General features: G+C 72.7%; 17 protein-coding genes. 16 read left to right on the top strand and 1 reads right to left on the bottom strand.

Features of this window, described 5'->3' with window-relative positions; translation table 11 throughout:
- Positions 1-184: 184 nt before the first annotated feature.
- The 14 genes from ACLBXX_RS02425 (at position 185) to ACLBXX_RS02360 (ending at position 20,119) form a co-directional block, all read left to right on the top strand.
- A complete protein-coding gene (locus ACLBXX_RS02425; protein ID WP_447656657.1) occupies positions 185-3,091 on the top strand; it encodes a glycoside hydrolase family 2 TIM barrel-domain containing protein in 2,907 nt (968 codons plus the stop codon).
- A 60-nt stretch (positions 3,092-3,151) separates the two neighbouring features.
- Positions 3,152-4,684, top strand: coding sequence for an arabinosylfuranosidase ArfA (arfA, locus tag ACLBXX_RS02420; RefSeq protein WP_447656656.1), 1,533 nt, complete (start codon positions 3,152-3,154; stop codon positions 4,682-4,684).
- The gene (locus ACLBXX_RS02415; protein ID WP_447656655.1) at positions 4,681-7,026 is read left to right on the top strand and encodes a beta-galactosidase; all 2,346 of its coding nucleotides are present in this window, start codon (positions 4,681-4,683) and stop codon (positions 7,024-7,026) included. The genes arfA and ACLBXX_RS02415 overlap by 4 nt, the downstream gene beginning before the upstream one ends.
- A gap of 28 nt (positions 7,027-7,054) precedes the next feature.
- Entirely contained in the window at positions 7,055-8,359 is a 1,305-nt protein-coding gene (locus tag ACLBXX_RS02410) for an alpha-galactosidase (protein ID WP_447656654.1), read from the top strand.
- Positions 8,360-8,500: 141 nt separating this feature from the next.
- The gene (locus ACLBXX_RS02405) at positions 8,501-9,703 is read left to right on the top strand and encodes a Gfo/Idh/MocA family protein (protein ID WP_447656652.1); all 1,203 of its coding nucleotides are present in this window, start codon (positions 8,501-8,503) and stop codon (positions 9,701-9,703) included.
- Between the two features lie 11 nt (positions 9,704-9,714).
- Entirely contained in the window at positions 9,715-10,932 is a 1,218-nt protein-coding gene (locus ACLBXX_RS02400; RefSeq protein ID WP_447656651.1) for a dihydrodipicolinate synthase family protein, read from the top strand.
- A gap of 88 nt (positions 10,933-11,020) precedes the next feature.
- Complete coding sequence (locus ACLBXX_RS02395) at positions 11,021-11,902, top strand: sugar phosphate isomerase/epimerase family protein (RefSeq protein WP_387140754.1); 882 nt, start codon at positions 11,021-11,023, stop codon at positions 11,900-11,902.
- A gap of 179 nt (positions 11,903-12,081) precedes the next feature.
- Positions 12,082-13,116: a LacI family DNA-binding transcriptional regulator gene (locus tag ACLBXX_RS02390; protein WP_387140757.1), complete on the top strand. Its 1,035-nt coding sequence runs from the start codon at positions 12,082-12,084 to the stop codon at positions 13,114-13,116.
- 89 nt (positions 13,117-13,205) lie between these two features.
- The gene (locus tag ACLBXX_RS02385) at positions 13,206-14,216 is read left to right on the top strand and encodes a LacI family DNA-binding transcriptional regulator (protein WP_447656650.1); all 1,011 of its coding nucleotides are present in this window, start codon (positions 13,206-13,208) and stop codon (positions 14,214-14,216) included.
- 68 nt (positions 14,217-14,284) lie between these two features.
- Positions 14,285-15,640 carry a Gfo/Idh/MocA family protein gene (locus ACLBXX_RS02380; RefSeq protein ID WP_447656649.1) on the top strand — a complete coding sequence of 452 codons (1,356 nt, stop codon included), beginning with the start codon at positions 14,285-14,287 and terminating at the stop codon, positions 15,638-15,640.
- A complete protein-coding gene (locus ACLBXX_RS02375; protein WP_447656648.1) occupies positions 15,637-16,617 on the top strand; it encodes an NAD-dependent epimerase/dehydratase family protein in 981 nt (326 codons plus the stop codon). The genes ACLBXX_RS02380 and ACLBXX_RS02375 overlap by 4 nt, the downstream gene beginning before the upstream one ends.
- Positions 16,614-17,513 (top strand): 5-dehydro-4-deoxyglucarate dehydratase, encoded by a 900-nt coding sequence (locus ACLBXX_RS02370; RefSeq protein WP_387140775.1) that lies wholly within the window; start codon positions 16,614-16,616, stop codon positions 17,511-17,513. The genes ACLBXX_RS02375 and ACLBXX_RS02370 overlap by 4 nt, the downstream gene beginning before the upstream one ends.
- Entirely contained in the window at positions 17,510-18,631 is a 1,122-nt protein-coding gene (locus tag ACLBXX_RS02365; protein WP_387140779.1) for a mandelate racemase/muconate lactonizing enzyme family protein, read from the top strand. The genes ACLBXX_RS02370 and ACLBXX_RS02365 overlap by 4 nt, the downstream gene beginning before the upstream one ends.
- A 27-nt stretch (positions 18,632-18,658) precedes the next feature.
- Positions 18,659-20,119 (top strand): aldehyde dehydrogenase (NADP(+)), encoded by a 1,461-nt coding sequence (locus ACLBXX_RS02360; protein ID WP_447656647.1) that lies wholly within the window; start codon positions 18,659-18,661, stop codon positions 20,117-20,119.
- Positions 20,120-20,281: 162 nt separating this feature from the next.
- Here ACLBXX_RS02360 and ACLBXX_RS02355 read toward each other — a convergent pair whose 3' ends face one another.
- Positions 20,282-21,409 (bottom strand): glycerate kinase, encoded by a 1,128-nt coding sequence (locus ACLBXX_RS02355; RefSeq protein WP_447656646.1) that lies wholly within the window; start codon positions 21,407-21,409, stop codon positions 20,282-20,284.
- A gap of 87 nt (positions 21,410-21,496) precedes the next feature.
- Between ACLBXX_RS02355 and ACLBXX_RS02350 the strand changes: the two genes are divergently transcribed.
- Both ACLBXX_RS02350 and galE read left to right on the top strand, forming a co-directional pair.
- On the top strand, positions 21,497-22,189 hold the full coding sequence (locus ACLBXX_RS02350) for a ThuA domain-containing protein (protein WP_447656645.1): 693 nt from the start codon (positions 21,497-21,499) through the stop codon (positions 22,187-22,189).
- 201 nt (positions 22,190-22,390) lie between these two features.
- Positions 22,391-23,368, top strand: coding sequence for a UDP-glucose 4-epimerase GalE (gene galE, locus ACLBXX_RS02345; protein WP_447656762.1), 978 nt, complete (start codon positions 22,391-22,393; stop codon positions 23,366-23,368).
- Positions 23,369-23,371 lie beyond the last annotated feature (3 nt).

Below are 23,371 nucleotides of genomic sequence, written 5' to 3'. Positions count from 1 at the left end.
GATTTCGCGTCCTGTGGGCGGCTCCGGAACCGTGGGGCGGAGTCGATCGCTGATACGATGTTAGGACATTAATGCAAAGTGCGCCATCGGGCAAGCGTCTTCCCAGGTTCGCCTCAGCGAGTGGGAAAGCGTCTTCCGTGTGAGCGAACGCTGCCCGTCTTCACCACTCATCGACGAGGAACACATGGAGATCGCCACCACCCGCCCCGGTTCCGGCACCATCGCTCCGCGCGCACGTCTGCGTTCGGACGCGCCGCGGCAGTCGCTCGACGGGAGCTGGCGATTCCGGGTCTCCCCCTCACTGCGCAGCGCGCCCGCCGACTGGCGCGACGCCGACACGTCCGAATGGAGCACCATTGACGTGCCCGGGCACTGGAACCTCCAGGGGCACGGCTCTCCCGCCTACTCCAACGTGCAGATGCCGTTCCCGGTCGATCCGCCGTTCCCGCCGGACGCGAACCCGATCGGCGACTACCGCCTCGACTTCATCGCAGAGGCGGGCGTGCTCGCTCACGGCCGGCGCCTGCTGCGCTTCGACGGCATCGAGTCGGCCGCGGAGGTCTGGCTGAACGACAGCCTCGTCGGGACCACGCGCGGAAGCCGCCTCACGCACGAGTTCGATGTATCAGCCCTCCTCGTCGCGGGCGTGAACCGCCTGGCCGTGCGGGTGGCGCAGTTCAGCGACGCGACGTACCTCGAGAACCAGGACATGTGGTGGCTGCCGGGGATCTTCCGCAGCGTCACGCTCCTCGCGCGGCCCGGCGGCGGCGTCGACGACCTGTTCGTGCGTGCAGATTGGGACGACCAGACGTCGGAGGGCATCCTCGACGTCGCGGCGGAGGTCGATGCAGGCAGCGCCGCCCGCCTCGTGATCGAGGAGCTCGGTGTCGACGTCCCCGCCGGCGGCTCCCATCGGTTGGCCGGGGTCGAGCCGTGGAGCGCGGAGCGACCGCGTCTGTACGACGTCGAGGTCCGCACCGAGACCGAGACCGTCTCGCTGAAGGTCGGCTTCCGCCGGGTCGAGGTGCGCGAGGCGCGCCTCCTCGTGAACGGCGCGCCGATCATGCTGCGTGGCGTCAACCGCCACGAGCACCGACCGCGACACGGACGCGTCTTCGACGCCACCGTGGCCCGCGACGAGCTGCTCTTGATGAAACGCCACCACATCAATGCGGTCCGGACGTCGCACTATCCCCCGCACCCCGACGTGCTCGACCTCTTCGACGAGCTGGGGTTCTGGGTCATCGACGAATGCGATCTCGAGACCCATGGCTTCGAGCACGTCGGCTGGCGCGGCAACCCGAGCGCCGACCCGGTGTGGCGGGACGCCTTCCTCGATCGCATGCAGCGCACGGTGCATCGCGACAAGAACCACGCGAGCGTCATCATGTGGTCGCTCGGCAACGAGTCGCAGGTGGGCGCGAACCTCGAGGCGATGGCCCGGTGGACGAGGTCCGCCGATCCGAGCCGCCTCATCCACTACGAGGGGGACTGGGAGAGCCGCTACGTCGACGTGTACTCGCGCATGTACGCGCCGCACGACGAGGTCCGCGAGATCGGTGAGGAGACGCTCCGGCCCGCACCCTTCGACGCCACCCCGGCGCAGGCGCACCGCCTCACCCTGCCGTTCCTGCAGTGCGAGTTCGCCCACGCGATGGGGACCGGGCCCGGCGGCCTGCAGGAGTACTGGGATCTGTTCGAGGCCTACCCGCGGCATGCCGGCGGGTTCGTGTGGGAGTGGATCGAGCACGGCATCGCGGTCGACGGGCCGGACGGCCGCAGTCGCATCTTCTACGGCGGCGACTTCGGTGAGGCCGTGCACGACGGCAACTTCGTGATCGACGGTCTCGTGGACGCCGACCGCAACCCGCGCCCCGGCCTGCTCCACTACGCGGCCGTCATCGCTCCGGTCGTCGTCGACGTCGATGGCGAGCGCGCGACGGTCCGCATCGCCAACCGGTACGACTTCCTCGACCTCGCGCACGTCGAGCTGCGATGGAGGCGCGTCGTCGATGGTCAGACGACCGCGTCCGGCACGCTCGCCACCCCGCTGTGCGGCCCCCGCGAAGCGGCCACCCTCGAGCTGCCCGACGAGGCACGGATGCCGGCCTCGGCCGAGGTCGCCGACGTTCTCACCGTCGAAGCCGTGACGACGGCGTGCTCGCCCTGGGCCGAGGCCGGCCATGTGCTCGCGAGCGGCCAGCAGGTGCGCGACGGCCGCCCGGTCGTACCGCCGCGCGTCCTCGGCGAGGCGACCGAGGATCGCGTCGGAGCGGCTCGGTTCGACGTCGCCACCGGCGGTCTCGTGCGCCTGGGCGACCTTCAGATCGCCGGCCCGACGGTGGGCCTGTGGAGAGCACCGACCGACAACGACCGCGATCTCGGCAACGACGAGCTCGACCTTCCGCCCTATGCCGGGCGCTGGCGCGCCGCGGGCATCGACCGCATGGTGACGCGCCTGGTCGACCTGCGCCCCAGCCCGGAGGGGGTCGTCGTGCGCACCCGGACCGGCACGCCCATCCTCGACAGCGCGATCGACGCCACGCTGCGATGGAGCGCGGTCGGCGACGGGGCCGTGCGCCTCGACGTCGAGCTCGAGCCCAGCGCGACCTGGACGACCGAGTGGGCACGGCTCGGTCTGGACCTGGTGCTCGAGGGCGAGCCCCTCGGCGCGGACGTCGCCGGCTACGGGCCGATGCACAGCTATCCCGACCTCCGCTCGGGCGCCCGGTTCGGCTGGTGGCAGCTCGGCCCCGACGACCTCACGGTCGACAATGTGAAACCTCAGGAAAGCGGTTCCCGAACCGGGGTCCGAGATGCCAGAATCGTCACGGAAGGCGGCACGCTGCACGTGTCGACCCTCGACCACCCGTTCGCGCTCACGGTTTCGCGGCACAGCCGGCAGTCCCTCGCCGCCGCCGCGCACAACTGGGAGCTGACCACCGAAGGACGCACGTTCGTGTCGATCGATCTCGCCCAGTCGGGCGTCGGCACCGCGACGTGCGGGCCCGGCGTTCTGCCGCGGCACCGGCTGCCCGCGCAGCCGGGGGCCATCTCGCTGATCCTGCGGCACGAGCCCACGCTCGGCTGACCCGCGCCGCCGGCGGCGCTGTCGCACGCCGGACCCGACCGATCCGATGAAGGAGCACCCATGACCTCTTCGACCGACGCCACCGCGCGGCTCGACCCGCACTACGAGATCGCCGACATCGACCGCCGCCTGTTCGGCGGCTTCGTCGAGCACCTCGGCCGCCACATCTACGACGGCATCTTCGAGCCGGGGCACGCGTCCGCCGACGCCGACGGTTTCCGCACCGACGTCATCGAGCTCGTGAAGGAGCTGGGCGTCTCGACCATCCGCTACCCCGGCGGCAACTTCGTGTCGGGCTACCGCTGGGAGGACGGCGTCGGCCCGGTCGCCGAGCGCCCGCGACGCCTCGACCTCGCGTGGCACTCGACCGAGACCAACGAGGTCGGGCTGCACGAGTTCCAGACGTGGCTCGACCGCGTCGGGAGCGAGCTCATGCTCGCCGTCAACCTCGGCACCCGCGGGACGCAGGAGGCGCTCGACCTGCTCGAGTACGCCAACGCCGACACGCAGACCGCCTGGACCGACCAGCGGGCCGAGAACGGCCGCGAGACGCCGTTCGGCGTGAAGATGTGGTGCCTCGGCAACGAGATGGACGGCCCGTGGCAGGTCGGGCACCTCAACGCGGAGGACTATGGCAAGCTCGCGTCGCGCACCGCGAAGGCCATGCGGATGATCGACCCGGGCGTCGAGCTCGTGGCTTGCGGGTCGTCGGGTCGCGGCATGCCGACGTTCGGCTCGTGGGAGCGGACCGTGCTCGAGCACACGTTCGACGACGTCGAGTTCATCTCGTGCCACTCGTACTACCAGGAGCACGACGGCAACGCGCAGGAGTTCCTCGCGTCGGGCGTCGACATGGCGCGCTTCATCGAGTCGGTCGCGGCGATCGCCGACACGGTCGCAGCGACCAAGAAGAGCGACAAGCGCATCATGATCTCGTTCGACGAGTGGAACGTCTGGTACCTCCACAACGCCGACGGCAGCGAGTCGGGCCACGAGTTCAAGGGCGGCGCCTGGCCAGTCGCGCCGCGACTGCTCGAAGACAAGTACCACGCCCTCGACGCCGTGGTGTTCGGCGACCTCATGATCACGCTGCTGCAGCACGCCGACCGCGTGCGCTCGGCGTCGCTCGCGCAGCTCGTCAACGTGATCGCACCGATCATGACCGAGCCGGGCGGTCCCGCGTGGCGGCAGACCACGTTCTTCCCGTTCTCGATCACGTCACGTCTCGCGCACGGCCGCGCCGTGCGCGTGCCGGTGTCGGCGGGCACGTTCACGAGCGAGAAGCTCGGCGAGGTCGAGACGGTGAACGCCGTCGCCACGATCGACGACGAGGGCGTGTCGCTGTTCGTCGTGAACCGTTCGACGACGGATGCCGCGGACCTGCGCGTCGACCTCGCTCCGCTGGTGCGGGCTCTCGGCCGCGACGTCGCGGTCGTCGAGTCGCACCTCCTGCACGAGGACGACCTGTACGCGGCCAACACGCTCGAAGACCGCGAGCGTGTCGGCGTGCGCGAGGCCGAGGCATCCGTCGACGGCGAACTGCTGTCGCTGGCGCTGCCGGCCGTGTCGTGGACGGCGGTGCGGCTCGCGTGAGCACTGCTTCCAACCTCGATACGGAGACCCGGATGCTGCGCGCCGACCTGACCGGATCGCCCCGCGCGGAGCGGCGCCCGGCCATGGCGAACACCGAGGACGTCCGACCGGGACTCTCTCTCACCAGCCGCTCGCTGCGGCGTGACGGACGCCCGTGGCTGCCGGTGTCGGGCGAGCTGCACTACACGCGCGTGCCGCGCGAGCGGTGGACCGAGCGCCTGCGGCTGATGCGCGCCGGCGGCATCTCGGTCGTGTCGACCTACGTCTTCTGGCTGCACCACGAGCCGGTGCGGGGCGAGACCCGCTTCGACGGGCGCTACGACGTCGCGGCATTCGTCGACGCGGTGCGCGCCGAGGGCCTCGAGATCATCCTGCGGATCGGGCCATGGGCGCACGGTGAGATGCGCAACGGCGGGTTCCCCGACTGGGTGCAGGAGCTGCCCGTGAAGCACCGCACCGACGACCCCGCCTACCTCGAGCTCGTCCGGGAGTGGTTCGGCCGGCTCGCGGCCGCACTCGACGGCCGCTGCACGCCGGAGACCGTGCTCGGGATCCAGCTCGACAACGAGCTGTACGACCAGCCCGGCCACCTCGCCACCCTCAAACGGCTGGCGCGCGAGGCCGGGTTGTCCGCGCCGCTGTGGACCGCGACGGCGTGGGGTGGCGCGGATCTGCCGGACCCCGAGGTGCTCCCGCTGTGGGGCGGCTACGGCGACGGCTTCTGGGTCGACCCCGGCGAGCCGTGGGACCCGACGTTCCGCGCGCACTACTTCTTCTCCGACACCTGGGACGACCCCGGCATCGGCGCGGACGTGCGCGGCGAGGAGGCCGGCCACCGCTCCGAGCTGTCGCCGTGGTTCCCCGCCGCGACGTGCGAGCTCGGCGGCGGCATGGCCACGGCCTACCACCGCCGGCCGCGCCTGGACGCGCTCGACATCGCCGCGGTCGCGCACGCCAAGCTCGGCAGCGGCTCGGCCTGGCAGGGCTACTACATGTACGCCGGGGGCACGAACCCCGGGCCGGGTCTCGAGGAGACGCAGGCCACGGGCTACCCCAATGACATGACGCGGCTGAGCTACGACTTCCACGCGCCCATCGGCGAGTCCGGCCGCACGGCGCCGAGCCACGCGGCCCTGCGCCTCCAGCACGCGTTCGTCGAGGCGTTCGGCGAGCGGCTCGCGCCGATGGCGTCGTACCTGCCCGAGGTGCGACCGTCGGGCGTCGAGGACGCCGAGACCCTTCGCTGGGCCGTGCGTGCCGACGACGGCTCGGGGTTCGTCTTCATCGGCCGGCACCAGCCGCACGTGCCGCTGCCGGCATATCGCGGGGCACGCCTCAGCGTCGGCACGCGCCACGGCACGGTCGAGCTGCCGAGCGCGCCGGTCGACATCCCGTCCGGCACCCTCGCGCGCTGGCCGCTCGGACTCGAGGTCGGCGGCGTCACGATCGACTGGGCCACGGCGTCGGCGGTCACCGTGCTGCCGGGGTCGCCGGACTCCCCGCCGACGCTCGTCCTGATCGAGGACGCCGGCATCCCCGTGGAGGTCGCGCACGACCGCTTCCCCCACGCCGTGACGCCGGGTGCCGCGCCGGTGCGGATCGAAGAGGCGGACGGCGCTGCGCTCGACGTGCTCGTGCTCCCCGCCGCGGATGCCCCGCGGGTGTGGGTCGTCGACGCGGCGGCGGGCGGCCGACGCCTCTTCGTGTCATCGGACGAGCTCACGTGGGACGCGGCAGGCCGCGTCTCGGTACGCGCGAGCGGCGAAGCCCCCGACGTGCGGGAGTACGTGGACGGATCCTGGCTCACGCCGGACTGGGAGCACGTGGACGGGGCCGGGGCCGAGGCTGGGCCCACGCGCCCGGAGGCTCCGCGCGACGCGCCAGCGGCGCGTGGAGGGGGCGTGGGGACCATCGATGTCCGCCTCATCCGCGAGGCGAGCTCGCCTTCCGGGGAGTACGGCTCGCGCGACGGGCGGCAGGCGGCGCCCGACGACGCCGTGCTCGACGCCCACGCGGCGGTGTACCGGCTCGAGATCCCCGAGGGACTCGATGCCGACGCCGTGCTCCGCGTGCGATGGGCGGGCGACGTCGCGCAGCTGCGCGTCGACGGCGTGACCGCGACCGACCGGTTCTGGGACGGCTCCGAGCTCGTCGCGAACCTCCGCGACACCGGCGCCCGCCCCGACACCCGCGTCGAGCTGCACGTCCTCCCGCTGCGGCGCGACACCGGCGTGCATCTGCCGGCGGACGCCGCGGCCCGCCTCGCGGCATCGGCCGACGGGCTGTGCGAGCTCGCCGACGCCCGCGTCGACCAGCGCGCCCGGTGGCGCGAGATCCGCTGAGAGCCACGACAAGGAAGACGAGACAGCGATGACGCTGCGCAAGACCGCCACCCCGCCGATGGGCTGGAACAGCTGGGACTCGTACGGCACGACCGTGACCGAGGCAGAGGTGCTGGCGAATGCCGAGTTCATGGCCGCGCACCTGCTCCCGCACGGGTGGGACACGATCGTCGTCGACATCGACTGGGCGGACCCCACCGCCCGGTCGCACGGCTACAACGAGTCCGCCCCGCTCGTGATCGACGGGTTCGGGCGCGTCCAGCCGGACCCGGTGCGCTTCCCTTCGGCGGCAGGCGGTGCGGGCTTCGGGCCGCTCGCCGATCGCATCCACGAGCTGGGGCTGAAGTTCGGCATCCACATCATGCGCGGCATCCCGCGGATCGCGGTCGATCGCGACCTGCCGGTACTGGGCGTCGAGGCGACCGCGGCGGGCATCGCGGATTCGCGCAACGCCTGCGAGTGGAACCCGCACTACGTCGGTCTCGACCACGGCACGCCCGGCGCGGCGGCCTACTACCACTCGATCGCCGACCAGTACGCGCAGTGGGGCGTCGACTTCATCAAGGCCGACGACATGCTGTGGCCGTACCAGGCCGCCGAGATCGAGGCCCTCTCGACCGCGATCGAGACCGCGCCGCGCGAGATCGCCCTGTCGCTGTCGCCCGGCCGCGACCTGTCGGCCGCCCATCTCGAGCACCTTCGCGGGCACGCCACGATGTGGCGCATCTGCGACGATCTGTGGGACCGATGGGACGACGTCGAAGCCAACTTCGCGCGACTGGCCCGCTGGGCTCCTCTCGCCGGACCCGAGGGCTGGCCCGACGCCGACATGCTGCCGCTCGGCCGCATCGGCATCCGCGCCGAGCGTGGCGAGCCGCGCGAGGGCGCACTCACGCTCGCCGAGCGCCGGACCCTCGTCACGCTGTGGGTCATGGCGCGCTCCCCGCTCATGATCGGCGGCGATCTGCCGACGAGCGCGCCCGAGACGATCGCGCTCTTCCAGAACGACGGCGTGCTCGAGATCCTCCGGGACTCCACGGGCAACCGCGAGCTGCTGCGCGAGCGGGACCTCGTGATCTGGGCCGCCGAGCGCGGCGACACGCGCTGGGTCGCCGTCTTCAACACCGCCGACGAAGCACGCGAGGTGCCGTTCGACACCCGCTCCCTCGGACTCGGTCCCGCGCCGGCCGTCGTCGTGGACGTGTGGGAAGCAGGATCCGTCCCGGTCGAAGCCGTGCACGAGCAGTCCGATGCCGCGCGCAGCGTCGCACCCGGCAGCTCGGTCGTACGGGTCTCGCTCGATCCCCACGGGTGTGTGCTCTTGCGCGCCTGACCAGACGGTGGTCGGATGCTGCTGGGAAAGCGCTTGCGCCGCATCCGATCCCGTGTCACACTATTGGAAAGCGTTTACCCGCCTCCGGTCCCGACCGTGAGGCCGGGTACCCACAGCCTTCAGAGCAGAAAGCAGGACCCCATGACTGACACGACTCTCGCCCCGGCCTCGGCCGAGGCATCCGTCCGTCCCGCCGTGCGTGAGATCGGCATCATCATGAACGGCGTCTCGGGCCGCATGGGCTACCGCCAGCACCTGGTGCGCTCGATCCTCGCGATCCTCGAGCAGGGCGGCATCGAGCTGCCCGACGGCACCAAGGTCACCGTGAAGCCGCTCCTCGTCGGCCGCAGCGAGGCCAAGCTCGCCGAGCTCGCCGCCAAGCACGGCATCGAGGACTACACGACCGACCTCGACGCCGCCCTCGCCGACCCGCGCTGGGAGATCTACGCCGACTTCCTCGTCACCAAGGCCCGCGCGTCGGCGCTGCGCAAGGCGATCGCCGCCGGCAAGACGATCTACACCGAGAAGCCCACGGCCGAGACGGTCGACGAGGCCCTCGAGCTCGCGAAGCTCGCACAGGAGGCCGGCGTCAAGACCGGCGTCGTGCACGACAAGCTGTACCTCCCGGGCCTGCAGAAGCTCAAGCGCCTCATCGACTCGGGCTTCTTCGGCCGCATCCTCTCGGTGCGCGGCGAGTTCGGCTACTGGGTCTTCGAGGGCGACTGGCAGCCCGCCCAGCGTCCGTCGTGGAACTACCGCGCCGAGGACGGCGGCGGCATCATCGTCGACATGTTCCCGCACTGGAACTACGTGCTCGAGAACCTGTTCGGCGAGGTCAAGACCGTCTACGCGCAGGCCGCCGTTCACATCGTGGACCGCTGGGACGAGAACGGCGAGCACTACACCGCCACCGCCGAGGACGCCGCCTATGGCATCTTCGAGCTCGAGGGCGACATCGTCGCGCAGATCAACTCGTCGTGGACCGTGCGCGTGAACCGCGACGAGCTCGTCGAGTTCCACGTCGACGGCACGCACGGCTCGGCCGTCGTGGGCCTGTTCGGCGCCAAGATCCAGCACCGCAACGCCACGCCGAAGCCGGTGTGGAACCCCGACCTCGCCGACGGCCACGACTACGACGCCGACTGGGCCGAGGTTCCCACGAACGACGTCTTCCAGAACGGCTTCCGCCAGCAGTGGGAGGAGTTCCTCGTCTCGTACGTCGAGGGCACCGAGTACGAGTTCGACCTCCTGTCGGGCGCGCGCGGCGTGCTGCTCGCCGAGGCCGGCCTGCAGTCGAGCCGCGAGGGCCGCAAGGTCGAGCTGCCCACACTGTCGCTGGACTGATCGGACGACGGATGCCGAAGCTCACACTTCTCTCCGACGCCGGGGCTTTTTCCGCCGTCGAGCTGAACGAGTCCCCGGGCTACGCCAAGCCCGGGGGCCCGCTGAAGAGCCGCGTGGCGTACGCCGCCGCGCACGTCGTGCCGAACACCTGGGCCGACAACACCCCGGGTCAGCCGGCCGAGGTCGACTGGGACGCGACGCTGGACTTCCGTCGCGCGGTGTACTCGTGGGGTCTGGGCGTCGCCGACGCCATGGACACCGCCCAGCGCAACATGGGCCTCGACGCCGCCGCGACGCGCGACCTCATCGCACGCTCCGCGCAGGTCGCCCGTGAGGAGGGGGGCTCCGTCGTGGTCGGCGTGAACACCGACCACGTCGAGGCCGAGCGCAACTCCCTGCAGGAAGTCATCGACGCCTACAAGGAGCAGCTCCACTTCACCGAGGAGCAGGGCGCCGGTCCCGTGCTCATGGCGTCGCGCCACCTCGCTCGCGTGGCGGAGTCGGCCGACGACTACCGCCACGTCTACCGCGAGGTGCTGCAGTCCGCGACCGTGCCGGTGGTGCTCCACTGGCTCGGCACCGCGTTCGACCCGTCGCTCGAGGGCTACTTCGGTTCGCCGGACTGGCGCGAGGCCTCGGCGGTGCTCCTCGAGATCATCGACGAGAACGTCGACAAGGTCGCGGGCGTGAAGATGAGCCTGCTCGACGCCGCCTCCGAGGTGTCGGTGCGCGAGCGCCTGCCCGAGGGTGTGCGCATGTTCACCGGCGACGACTTCAACTACGTCGGCCTCATCGGCGGCCAGGACGTGCCCGACGCGACGCAGCCGGAGCGCAACCCCGAGAGCCCGCGTCAGCACTCCGACGCCCTCCTCGGCGCGTTCGCGGCGATCACGCCGGTCGCATCGGCCGCGATCCAGGCGCTCGACGCCGGCGATCCCGCCCGGTACCTCGAGATCCTCGGCCCGACCGAGGAGCTCAGCCGCCAGGTGTTCGCCGCGCCGACGTTCTACTACAAGACCGGCGTCGCGTTCCTGTCGTGGCTGAACGGCCACCAGCCGGCGTTCCAGATGGTCGGCGGGCTGCACTCGGCGCGGAGCCTTCCGCACCTGTCGCGCATCGTCGAGCTCGCGAACTCGTCGCTCGCCCTCGAGCGCCCCGAGCTCGCGGCGATCCGCTGGCACGGGATGCTGCGCCACAACGGCATCGATGTCCCCGGGGTGATCGCGTGAGCGCGGCCACCGCCACCGCCTTCCGAGTGTGGTCGCCTGCTGGCGCGTCGGCGACCACGCTCGGAGCACGCCCGAAGGAGGGCCGCGCATGAACGCCCCCGACCCCCGCCTGTCGATCAACCAGGCCACCATCAAGTACGCCGACCTCGCGACCGCCCTGCGCGTCACCGCCGAGGCAGGCGTGCAGGCGATCGGCCTGTGGCGAGAGCCCGTGCAGGAGGTCGGTCTTGCCACCGCGGCCTCGATGCTGACCGACTCGGGCCTCCGCTTCACGACGCACTGCCGCTCGGGCTTCTTCACGATGCCCGAAGGCCCCGCACGTCGCGCGTCGATCGACGACAACCGCGTCGCGATCGAAGAGGCGGCGACGCTGGCCGCCGCCGGCGCTGAGGGCTCGACCGCGATCCTCGTGCTCGTCGCCGGCGGGCTGCCCGAGGGCTCCCGCGACCTGGTGGGCGCCCGCGAGCGCGTGCGCGACGCCATCGGCGAGCTGGCACCGGATGCTGCGGCCGCGGGCGTCACGCTCGCCATCGAGCCGCTGCATCCGATGTACGCCTCCGACCGCTGCGTCGTCTCGACGCTCGGGCAGGCGCTCGACATCGCCGCGGACTTCGACCCCGCTGTCGTCGGCGCCACCGTCGACACGTTCCACATCTGGTGGGACCCCGACGTGCTGGCCTCGATCGAGCGTGCGGGCCGCGAGGGTCGCATCGCGACATACCAGGTGTGCGACTGGAAGACGCCGCTCGCAGCGGACCCGCTGCTCAGCCGCCACTACCCGGGCGACGGCGTCATCGACTTCGCGTCGCTGACCGATGCCGTCGAGGCGACCGGCTACGACCGCGACATCGAGGTCGAGATCTTCAACGAGGAGATCTGGGCCACCGACCCGCTCGTCGCCGTGCAGCGCACGGCTGCCGGGTTCGCAGCATCCGTCTCGCCCTCCCTCCGCGCCCGCGTCGCGAGCTGACGACGCTTCCGCGAGCTCAGAAGCGCTCGCGGGGCACGCCGATCCACCGGCGTCCCCGCGGGCGCTTCGTCGTTGCGCGCCCGGCGCGGGGCATGTCGCCGCTCAACTGGGGAAAAAGCTGAGGGAAATCGCTTCCCAAGCTATCGCCGGAACCGGACACAGGCTCTAGACTCTGGCCTGTGAGCGACATCATCGCGCCTACCCGAGGCGCCGCCACCCTTCACGATGTCGCGCGCGAGGCCGGGGTCTCGCTCGCGACCGCGTCACGGGTGCTCAACGGCTCGACGCGAAAGGTGGCCGAGAGCTACCGCGAGCGCGTCGAGACCGCCGCCGAGAAGCTCGGCTACACGGCCAATCTCTCCGCCCAGGCGACCGCGCGAGGCACCGCCGCCATCGTCGCGCTCCTGGTCGCCGACATCGCCGACCCCTATTTCGGTCAACTCGCCTCCGGCGTCGCGCGCGGCGCCGACGAGGCCGGCCTCGTCGTCACGATCGCGATCACCGAGCGCGATCCGCAGCGAGAGGTCAAGCTGGTGCGGGCTCTGCGCGGACAACGACCGCGCGGCCTGATCCTCGCGGCCTCCCGCGTCGAAGGCCCCGATGCCGCCGGGCTCCAGGGCGAGCTCGAGGCGTTCTCGAACATGGGCGGGCGCGTCGTCGTCGTCGGCCCCGGCGGCGGCACGGCGCGTTCGGTCGCGGTCGACAACCACGGCGGCGCGGCGGCGCTCGGCGCGGAGCTCGCGGGCCTCGGCTATCGCGACGCGATCGTGCTCGCGGCCTCCGAGGGCATCCGCACGTCCGACGACCGCGTCGACGGGTTCACCGAGGGGTTCACCGCCGCCGGCGGCAACGTCCGCGAGGTGCGCCGCGCCGGCTTCACGCGCGACGCCGGCTACGCGGCCGCATCGGAGCTGCTCGAGGGCGACGTGCCCGCGGGCACCCTGATCTTCGGCATCAGCGACGTCGTCGCGATCGGCATCATGTCGGCCGTGCGCGACGCCGGACGCCAGGTCGGGGCCGACATCGCGGTCGCAGGATTCGACGACATCGCCACGGGGCGCGACATCCGTCCCGGCCTCACGACCGTGCGCGTGCCCCTCGAGGACCTCGGCTACCGCGCGCTGCACGCCGCCACCGACCCGGAGTGGGATGCGGCCGAGCCGCAGCTCCCGCTCGAGGTGATCGTGCGGGGCAGCACGCCGCCGCGCAGCTGACAGGCGGGAGGTCACCGCCGGCGGCCGTATGGCCGGGTGAGGAAACGTTTCCGGGTAGGCTGAGCGCGCCGAGACCCAGGGAGACACGGATGCCTCGACCGCCCCGCGCCGATCGCTCGACGCGCGTCACCATCGCCGACGTCGCCGCCCGGGCGGGGGTGTCGCTGTCGACGGTGTCCCGCGCGCTCAACGGCAACCCCACCGTCGACCCGGCGCTGGCCGAACGCGTGAAGGCCGCCGCCGCCGAGCTCGACTACACCGCGAGCCCGGTCGCGCGCAGCCTCGTGCTGGGACGCACGCAGACCGTCGCGGTGGTCGTGCCCGACCTCGGCAATCCGACGTTCCAGGCGATCCTGCGAGGACTCAGCCACGCGGCCGCGGCCGACGACTACCACGTGCTCGTCGCCGACTCGGCGGAGTCCGTCGAAGAGGAGCGCGTGCTCGCGGGCACGACGCGGCGGCGCACCGACGGCGTGATCCTCTGCGCGCCGCGCCTGCCGCAGGACGAGCTCGACCGGCTCGTCGGCGGACTGCGCCCGGTCGTGCTCATCAATCGCGCCGCGGGGGACGTGCCGCACGTGCGCGCCGACTACCGCACGGCGCTGGCCGCCGAGCTCGCCCACCTCCACGGACTCGGGCACCGGCGCATCGTCTTCCTCGCCGGCGCCCCGGGCAGCGTCGCCAACACCGCGCGCCTCGAGGCCATCGCGTCGTTCGTCGCCGAGCACCCCGACACGCACGTCACCGAGATCCCGTGCGGCGTCGACTTCGAGGCGGGTGCCGCCGCAGGTGCCGCGGTGCTGACATCAGGGGCGACGGCCGCGCTCGCCTTCAACGACCTCGTCGCGATGGGCCTCCTGAGCGCCGTGCAGGCGAGCGGATGCCGCATACCCGAGGACCTCTCCATCGTGGGGTTCGACGACATCCCGTTCGCCCGGTACACGACTCCCCCGCTGACGACGGCAGCCGTGCCCGCGGCGGAGCTCGGCGTGCAGGCCTGGGCGCGCATGCGCGAGCTGCTCGAGGGCGCGGAGCCGGGGCATCCGCTGACCGTCCTTCCCGAGCTGACCATCCGCGGCACGACCGGCCCCGCAGCCTGATCAGCTGCGGCGAGCGCTTTCCCATCCTCGTCGTGGTAGTCTGAGAAAACGTTTCCTGAAGGAGTGAGATGAGCCACCGCAGGCATGCCCTCGTCGGCGCGGGACACCGCGCCCAGATGTACGTCGACGCGATCATCGGACCCTACTCCGACGACGCCGCCCTGGTCGCGATCTGCGAGCCGAACCCGGTGCGCGCGCAGTACTACGTCGACCGCGTCGTCGAGGCCGGCTTCGCCGCTCCCGCGGTCTACGGGCCCGACGACCTCGAGACGATGGTCCGCGAGCAGCAGGTGGACCGCGTCGTGATCTGCGCCCGCGACGACCTGCACGCCCCGCTCATCGTGCGGGCGCTCGATGCCGGCGCCGACGTCGTCGTCGAGAAGCCGCTCACCATCGACGGGCCCTCCGCCGCGGCCATCGAGGACGCCATCGACCGCACCGGCCGGCAGGTCGTCATCACCTTCAACTACCGCTACTCGCCCCGCAACTCCGCGCTGCGTCAGGTCATCCAGGACGGCACGATCGGCGAGGTCACCTCGGTGGACTTCTCGTGGGTGCTCGACACCAAGCACGGCGCGGACTACTTCCGCCGCTGGCACCGCGAGAAGGAGCACTCGGGCGGCCTGCTGGTGCACAAGGCCAGCCACCACTTCGACCTCGTGAACTGGTGGATCCGCTCCGTCCCGCGCCGCGTCTACGCGTCGGGTGCGCTGCGGTTCTACGGCGCCGACAACGCCGCCGCCCGCGGCCTCGGCGACCGTCCCGCCCGCGGCACCCACGACGGCGGCGACGCCTTCGAGCTCGACCTGCGCGACGACGAGCGCCTCAAGGCGCTGTACCTCGACGCCGAGCAGCACGACGGATACCTCCGCGACCGCGACGTCTTCGGCGAGGGCATCACCATCGAGGACAACCTCGCCCTCGTGGTCGACTACGCCTCCGGCGCCACCCTGTCGTACTCGCTCAACGCCCACTCGCCGTGGGAGGGCTACCGGGTCGCGGTCAACGGCACCCTCGGCCGCGCCGAGCTCGAGGTCGTCGAGCGCGGCGCCGTGCTCGCCGACGAGGGCCTGCACCCGGTGCTCGACCCGTCGGCCAGCGACGCCGGCACCACCGGGTCCCTCCGCCCCGAGGGTGAGCGGCTCATCGTGCAGCGCCACTGGGAGGCGGCCTACGAAGTGCCGCTCGAGGGCAACAGCGACGGCCACGGCGGCGGCGACGCGCTGCTGCTCGCCGACGTGTTCGAGGGCCCCGGCGACGACCCGCTCGCCCGCCCCGCCGACTGGCGCGACGGTGTCCGCTCCATCGCGGTCGGCATCGCCGGCAACCGCTCCCTCGAGACCGGCCTCCCCGTTCAGGTCGCCGACCTCGGCATCCGCTTCCTCGCGAGCGACGCGGCGCGCGCCGAGGCCGTCCGGTCATGACGCGCATCGCCGTCACCGGCGGCGCGGGGCGCCTCGGTCGCAGCCTCGTCGCGGGACTCGCCGCGGCCGGGCACGAGCTGGTCTCGCTCGACCGCGCGGTGTCCGAAGCGGGTGAGCTGCAGGGCCTCGAGCAGATCGCCGTGGATCTGACGGACACGGATGCCGCCACCCGCGCGATCGCCGACACCCGGGCCGACGCCCTCATCCACCTCGCCGCGATCGCCGTGCCGTTCAGCGCGCCCGAGGACGTCATCCTCCGCACGAACGCGACGATGGCGCTCAACGTCATGTCGGCCGGCGTCGCGGCGGGCATCCCGAAGATCGTGACGGCGTCGAGCCCCACCGTCCTCGGGTACAACTCGCCCACGGGCTGGCTCCCCGAGCGGTTCCCCCTCGACGAGCAGACGACGCCGAAGCCGTGGAACGCGTACGCGCTGTCGAAGCACCTCGCCGAGCAGACGATCGCGATGCTGGCCCGCCAGACCGGCGATGCCACCCGCTTCGCGGCGTTCCGGCCGTGCTACGTCATCGCCCCCGAGGAGTGGCAGGGCGCACTCACGCAGCAGGGCCACACGGTGCGTGAACGTCTCGCCGACCCTGCGCTGTCGGCGCCGGCGCTCTTCAACTACGTCGACGCGCGCGATGTCGCGACCTTCGTCGACACCCTCCTGGTCGCCCTCCCCGAGATCCCGAACGCCGAGGTGTTCTTCGTGGGCGCCGACGACGCGCTCGCCCGCCGCCCGCTCGCCGAGCTGCTGCCGCAGTTCGTGCCCGGCACCGACGACCTCGCGGCTGAGCTCACCGGCACAGCGCCCGCGTTCTCGAACGCGAAGGCCCGGCGCGTGCTGGGCTGGCGCCCGGCCCACACGTGGCGCGGCGAGCTCGGCGAGCCCGCCCCAGCCGCCGGCCCCGCGAACGCGATCGGCTTCGACTCCGCCCCCACCACCGACTCCGCCCGAAAGGACGTGCTGGCGTGAACTTCGACGGCATCCTCTTCTTCCCCGTCACCCCGTTCGACGCCGACGGCCGCGTCGACGAGGGTCTGCTGCGGCAGCACCTCGAGACGACCCTCGCGCACTCCCCCGGCGGCGTCTTCCCCGCGTGCGGCACCGGCGAGTTCCACGCGCTGTCGACCGACGAGGCGACGCGCGTCGTGCAGATCGCGACCGAGACCGTGGCGGGCCGCGTGCCGGTCGTCGCCGGCACCGGCGGTCCGCTCGGCCACGCGACGACCCTCGCGCGTGCCGCCGCCGACGCCGGAGCCGACGCACTGCTCGTGCTGCCGCCGTACCTCGTCGGCGGTCCGCAGGCGGGACTCGTCGCCTATGTCGAGGCGGTGGCGGCGGCATCCGATCTTCCCGTCGTCATCTACCACCGCGGCAACGCGCAGTACTCGGTCGACTCGGTGCGCCGCCTGGCGCAGAACCCCAAGGTCGTGGGCTTCAAGGACGGCGTCGGCGATGTCGGCCTCGCGCAGCAGATCGTTCGCGCGGTCGCGGCCGAGGGGCGCGAGGACTTCGCGTTCTTCAACGGCCTGCTCACCGCGGAGCTCACGCAGGGCGCGTACCGCGGCATCGGCATCCCGCTGTACTCGTCGGCGGCGTTCGCCATGATCCCCGAGGTCGCGAACGCGTACTACCGCGCGTACGTCGACGGCGACGAGGCGCGCCGCGCCGAACTGCTCGACGGCTTCTACTCGCCGCTCGTCGCGCTGCGCGACGAGACCCCGGGCTTCGGCGTCTCGCTCATCAAGACCGGCCTGCGCCTGGGCGGCCTGCCCGTCGGGTCGGTGCGCGCACCGCTCGTCGACCCGACGCCAGCGCAGGAGGCCCGCCTGGCCGAGATCCTCGAGGCGGGGCGAGCGCTGCTGTGACCTCCGCCTCGCCCTCGGCGACCCCGCCCCGCACCACGATCGCCTCGTTCGACGCGCGCCTCGTGCGCGTGCCGCTGACGCGGCCCTGGGCGGCCGACGTGACCTCGATCGGCGTCGTGGCCACCCATGTCGTGCGCTCCGACGGCGCCGAGGGCTGGGGCTTCTCGTGGACGCCGCAGATCGGCGTCGAGGCCGTGCACGCGCTGCTCGCGCACGACATCGCCGCGTGGGCGATCGGGCGCTCGGCCGAGCCGGGCGAAGGATGGCTGCCACTCTGGGAGCACCTGCACGAGGCCGGCGGCGGCGGGATCACGACCATCGCGATGGCCGGGCTCGATCTCGCCCTGTGGGATGCCGCGGCGCGCGCGGACCAGAAGTCGGTCGCGCGGTGGCTCGGTCCGCAGCGCGAGAGCGTGCGCACGTACGGATCGGGCGTGAACCTGCACTACTCGACCGAGGAGCTGGTGGCCCAGGTGCGCCGCTGGGTCGACGCGGGCTTCGACGCCGTGAAGGTGAAGGTCGGGAAGCCCGACGTCGCGGAAGACCTCGACCGCATGAAGGCCGTGCGCGAGGTTCTCGGGCCCGGCCGGCAGCTCATGATCGACGCGAACCAGCGGTGGGACCTCGATCGCGCGACGAGTTCCCTCGAGGTGCTCGCGGAGGTCTCGCCGGCCTGGATCGAGGAGCCGCTCCGCGCCGACGACCTGTACGGCCACTACGAGCTGTCGAAGCGGCTGGCGGCATCGAGCGCCATCCCGATCGCGGTCGGCGAGAACCTGCACAACGTCTACCGGTTCGACGACTTCCTCCGCACCGGCGCCGCGCAGATCGTGCAGCCGAACATCGTCCGCGTCGGCGGCATCACCCCGTTCCTCGGGATCGCGGCCATCGCGGGCGTCTACGGAGCCGCCGTGCACCCGCACCTGCTGCCCGAACTCTCCGGCCAGCTCGCCCTGTGCCTCCGCTCGGTGCCCGGAGTTCCCGAGCCCATGGCGGAGGATGTGGAGGATGCCGGTTTCGGCGCCCTCGGCGCGCTCCGCGACCCGTCGCCCGTGCGCATCGCCGACGGCACCCTCACCGAGGTCCCGCACGCGGGCCTCGGCCTCCGTTTCTCCTGACATCGACCACCCGGGAAGGTTCGGCACATGACCACCACGACCACCACCAGCGCGACCGAACTCGACGCCCTCGCGCGGGCCGCCGCCGCTGCGGCACCGATCTGGCGGGCGACGGATGCTGCGACCCGGGCCTCGTGGCTGCGCGCCGCCGCCGACGCGCTCGACGCGAACATCGACGAGCTCGTCGAGATCGCCGACGAGGAGACCCGCCTGGGCGCGACGCGTCTGCGCGGCGAGGTCGGACGCACCACCGGGCAGCTGCGCCTGTTCGCGACCGTCGTCGAGGAGGGCTCGTACCTGGAGCTCACGGTCGACGACGCCGACCCGGCGGCGACGCCGCCCCGCCCCGAGCTGCGCCGCATGCTGACCGGTGTCGGCCCCGTCGCGGTCTTCTCGGCGTCGAACTTCCCGTTCGCCTTCTCGGTCGCCGGCGGCGACACCGCCTCGGCCCTCGCGGCCGGCAACCCGGTCATCGTGAAGGCGCACTCGGGCCACCCGCGCCTGTCGGAGCGCACGGCGGCCATCGTCGCCGCCGCCCTCGTCGAAGCCGGCGCGCCGGAGGGCTCCCTCGCGCTCGTCGAAGGCCGCGAGGCGGGCAACGCGCTGGTGCAGCATCCGTCCATCCAGGCCGCGGGCTTCACCGGGTCGCTCGGCGGCGGTCGCGCCCTGTTCGACCTGGCATCGGGGCGTCCCGACCCGATCCCGTTCTACGGGGAGCTCGGCTCGGTGAACCCCGTCGTCATCACGCCCGCCGCCGTCGCGGCGCGCGGCGAGGCCCTCGCACAGGGCCTCGTCGGCTCGTTCACGCTCGGCGTCGGCCAGTTCTGCACCAAGCCCGGCGTCGTGTTCCTGCCCGCGGGCGCCGGGTTCGAAGACCTCGTCACCGGCTTCGCGGCCGGCGCCGCCGGCGGACCGCTCCTCACCGACCGCATCACCGCGGCGTTCCCGTCGGGCATCGAGCACCTCGAGGCCGACCCGTCGGTGTCGGTGGTCGCCCAGGGGCTTCCGGCCGAGCCGGGGTCGGCGCAGCCGATCGTGCTGTCGACGGATGCCGCGGCCGTCGCCGCGCGCCCCGAGACACTGCTCGAGGAGTGCTTCGGCCCCGTGACGCTGCTCGTGCGCTACTCCTCAGACGAGGAGCTGCACGCCGCGCTCGAGGCCGTGCCGGGCTCGCTCACCGCCACGCTGCACTCCGAGTCCGGCGACGACGTCGCGGCGGTGCTCGAGGTGCTCACCCGCAAGGCCGGGCGTGTGCTCTTCGCGGGCTGGCCGACCGGTGTCGCCGTGACCTGGTCGCAGCACCACGGCGGCCCGTGGCCCGCGACGACGTCGCTGCACACCTCGGTCGGCGCGACCGCGATCCGCCGGTTCCTCCGGCCCGTCGTGTTCCAGGACGCCCCCGAGGCGCTGCTGCCCGAGGTGCTCCGGGACGCCGCGCTCGCGACGCTCCCGCACCGCCGCAACGGCGTGCTCCACACCGGCCGCTGACGCGGTTCCGGGGCCCGGGTTCTGCGCCGGGCCTGGGACGTTTCGTCTCGCTCGTTCCTCGCTCGCTCAACGACCGGCGCCTTGGCCCGGTCGTTGAGCGGAGGGCGCTCTGGCGCCCGCAGACGAAACGCCTCGAGTGTTCGAGCATGCTCGAGCCCGGGGTCAGCGGGGCGCGAGCTCGCGCGCCAGCTGCGCGCCGGCCTCCTCGAGCCACCGCGCGGTCTCGGCCATCGCGGCCTCGCCCGAGCCCGCGAGCGCGGTGAGCGACGCCGTCGCGGCGAAGCCCGAGGTGTCGGCATCCGCCGCGATGCGGCCCGCCACCAGGGCGACCGGCACACCCGCCGCCGCGGCGACCGCGCCGACGTGGGCGGGCACCTTGCCCGCCGCGGACTGGCCGTCGTACGACCCTTCGCCCGTGACGACGCCGGATGCCTCGGCCACCGCCGCATCCAATCCCACCAGCTCCGCGACCGCCGCCGAACCGGGCACGAGGCGCGCGCCCCACGCGAGCAGGCCGAACCCTGTGCCACCGGCCGCGCCGGCGCCCGGAGTCTCGGGGTCGGCGTCGACCAGCTGCGCGAGCCGCGCGAGCCCGGCGTCGAGCACGGCGATGTCGTCCGGCCGCGCGCCCTTCTGCGGGCCGAACACCGCCGCCGCTCCGCGGGGTCCGAGGAGCGGGTTCGTCACATCGCTGAGCACCGTCACACCGCCGGGCGGGAGCGGCGCCAGCGCGGACAGGTCGGCCGCCGCCACGGAGCCGAGACCGCGCGCGCCGGCGGCGACGGGCCGGGCCGCAGCATCCGTGAATCGCGCTCCGAGCGCGGTGAGCATGCCGGTGCCGCCGTCCGTCGACGAGCTGGAGCCGATGCCGAGCACGAGTCGCGAGACGCCGTGCGCGAGGGCCTCGGCGATCGCTTCGCCGAAGCCGCGCGTGTGCGCGTCGAAGGCGCGCAGGCGCGGCGGGGTGCCGAGCAGCTCGATGCCGCTCGTGTTCGCGAGCTCCACGACCGCGGTGCCCCGCGGTGCGTCCGGGGTGGGCGGCAGCAGCACCCACGACGCCGCGACGGGCTCATCCTCGGGTCCGGTCACCGTCACCGGCATGCGCTCCGCGCCGGGGACCGCGGCCGCGAAGGCGTCGACGGTGCCCTCGCCGCCGTCAGCCATGGGCATGAGCCGCAGGGCGCTGTCGGTGCGCTCACGGCGCCACCCGGTGGCGAGCGCCTCGGCGGCGGCCGCGGCGCCGATCGTTCCCTTGAACGAATCGGGGGCGATCACGACGGTGTGGGCCATGGCGTCATTCTCCTCGGGCGTGCACGGTGTTGTCGCTTCCGGCCGACACCGATACGGGAAAGCGTTATCCTGCAGATCATGGTATCCATGGAGCGACCGGAAGCCGAGTCCAGCCCACGCCGCGCGGTGATCGCCACCGGAACCGGCCGGTACGCCGACCCGTGGCATCCCTTCCCCGCGACCTCCTCCCGCATCGCCGACGCGCTGCGCGCGGACGGCTGGGACGTCACGGTCGACGACGACGTCGACCACGCGCTCTCGAGCCTCGACGGGTTCGATCTGCTCGTCGTCAACGCCGGCGACCCGTGGCGGGAGGGCGCGACCGAGCTGGGGCATGGCGCCGACCCCGCGGCGGACGCCGGCCTCCGCTCCGCGATCGACCGGGGCATCGGGCTCATCGCCGTGCACGCCGCGCTCTCGAGCCTGCGCGACCACCCCGCCTGGCGCGAGGCCATCGGCGGCGAATGGCAGCCCGGAGTCTCGTGGCATCCCCCGATCGGCGACGCGCGGGTGCGGGTCGTCGACGGCGGTCACCCCGTGAGCGGAGGGATGCCGCACCTCGACGTGTTCGACGAGCGCTACAGCGACCTCGTGGTCGACGACGGCGCGCGCGTGCTCGCGGTGCACGACGTCGACGGCGCCGAGCACGCCGCCGTGTGGGTGCGGGAGACGCCGACCCGTGCCGTCGTGTGCTCGCTCGGACACGACGAGCGCTCCTACGACGCCCCCGGACACATCGAACTGCTGCAGCGCGCGGCGCGCTGGGCCGCGCGGGTCTGAGGCTCGACACCGGTGCACAGAATCGGAGCTCTCGCGCGACACGCCGGATGATGGATGCCGCCACCCGGCGTGTCCGCCCGAACCTCCGACTCCGTGCACGCCGAGCGCCCGGCCGACCCCGGATTCGAGGCATCCGTCCGACCGGGCAGAATGGAGGCGGCGCCGCTCGGCGCATCCGCCCCCACCTGGATCCGGAGTGACATGTCCTGGCTCGTGACCGGAGGCGCCGGCTACATCGGCGCCCACATCGTCCGTGCGCTCGCAGATGCGGGCCTGAACTCCGTCGTGATCGACGACCTCTCGAGCGGGCACGCGTCGTTCGTGCCCGAGGGCGTGCCGTTCGTGCAGGGCTCCATCCTCGACGGAGAGCTCGTCGAGCGCTCTCTGCGCGAGCACGAGGTCGTGGGCGTCATCCACCTCGCCGGCTTCAAGTACGCCGGCGTCTCGGTGCAGCGTCCGCTGCACACCTACGCGCAGAACGTCGAGGGCACGCGCGTGCTCCTCGCCGCCATGCAGGCCGCGGGTGTCGCGAACCTGGTCTTCTCGTCGTCGGCCGCGGTCTACGGCACCCCCGACGTTCCGCTCGTCACCGAGGACCTGCCCAAGCGCCCGGCCTCGCCCTACGGCGAGTCGAAGCTCATCGGCGAGTGGATCATCCGCGACCAGGCGATCGCGACGGCCGCGTCGGAGCACGCCCTCCGCTACACCGCGCTGCGCTACTTCAACGTCGTCGGCTCGGGCGACCCGTCGGTGTACGACACCAGCCCGCACAACCTCTTCCCGCTCGTGTTCGAGGCGCTGCTCGCGGGCAAGACGCCCCGCATCAACGGCGACGACTACGACACCCCCGACGGCACGAACGTGCGCGACTACGTGCACGTCGCCGACATCGCGGCGGCCCACGTCGCGGCCGCGCAGCGCCTGCTCGCGAACCGGCCGATCGAGCCCGCATACAACCTCGGCTCGCAGAACGGCCTGAGCGTCCGCGAGATCATGAACGCGATGGCTCGCGTCACCGGCATCGACTTCACACCCGAGATCGCCCCCCGCCGGCCCGGCGACCCCGACCGCATCGTCGCCACCGGCGAGCTCGCGGCCCGCGACCTGGACTGGAAGAACCGCTACAGCGTCGACGAGATGGTCCGCACCGGCTGGGAGGCCCGCCAGGCCGCGCGCTGAGGC

It is taken from the genome of Microbacterium sp. C23T (genome assembly GCF_053345975.1).
The sequence above is the reverse complement of the archived record's forward strand: the minus strand, read 5'-3'. Positions and strand labels throughout refer to the sequence as shown.

What these genes read in the sequence shown, in the direction of transcription:
- ACLBXX_RS02380 (WP_447656649.1), top strand. Translation starts at nt 14,285, where the DNA reads ATGAGCCACCGCAGGCATGCCCTCGTCGGCGCGGGACACCGCGCCCAG.
- arfA (WP_447656656.1), top strand. Translation starts at nt 3,152, where the DNA reads ATGACCTCTTCGACCGACGCCACCGCGCGGCTCGACCCGCACTACGAG.
- ACLBXX_RS02410 (WP_447656654.1), top strand. Translation starts at nt 7,055, where the DNA reads ATGACGCTGCGCAAGACCGCCACCCCGCCGATGGGCTGGAACAGCTGG.
- ACLBXX_RS02425 (WP_447656657.1), top strand. Translation starts at nt 185, where the DNA reads ATGGAGATCGCCACCACCCGCCCCGGTTCCGGCACCATCGCTCCGCGC.
- galE (WP_447656762.1), top strand. Translation starts at nt 22,391, where the DNA reads ATGTCCTGGCTCGTGACCGGAGGCGCCGGCTACATCGGCGCCCACATC.
- ACLBXX_RS02395 (WP_387140754.1), top strand. Translation starts at nt 11,021, where the DNA reads ATGAACGCCCCCGACCCCCGCCTGTCGATCAACCAGGCCACCATCAAG.
- ACLBXX_RS02350 (WP_447656645.1), top strand. Translation starts at nt 21,497, where the DNA reads ATGGAGCGACCGGAAGCCGAGTCCAGCCCACGCCGCGCGGTGATCGCC.
- ACLBXX_RS02400 (WP_447656651.1), top strand. Translation starts at nt 9,715, where the DNA reads ATGCCGAAGCTCACACTTCTCTCCGACGCCGGGGCTTTTTCCGCCGTC.
- ACLBXX_RS02405 (WP_447656652.1), top strand. Translation starts at nt 8,501, where the DNA reads ATGACTGACACGACTCTCGCCCCGGCCTCGGCCGAGGCATCCGTCCGT.
- ACLBXX_RS02375 (WP_447656648.1), top strand. Translation starts at nt 15,637, where the DNA reads ATGACGCGCATCGCCGTCACCGGCGGCGCGGGGCGCCTCGGTCGCAGC.
- ACLBXX_RS02360 (WP_447656647.1), top strand. Translation starts at nt 18,659, where the DNA reads ATGACCACCACGACCACCACCAGCGCGACCGAACTCGACGCCCTCGCG.
- ACLBXX_RS02385 (WP_447656650.1), top strand. Translation starts at nt 13,206, where the DNA reads ATGCCTCGACCGCCCCGCGCCGATCGCTCGACGCGCGTCACCATCGCC.
- ACLBXX_RS02355 (WP_447656646.1), bottom strand. Translation starts at nt 21,409, where the DNA reads ATGGCCCACACCGTCGTGATCGCCCCCGATTCGTTCAAGGGAACGATC.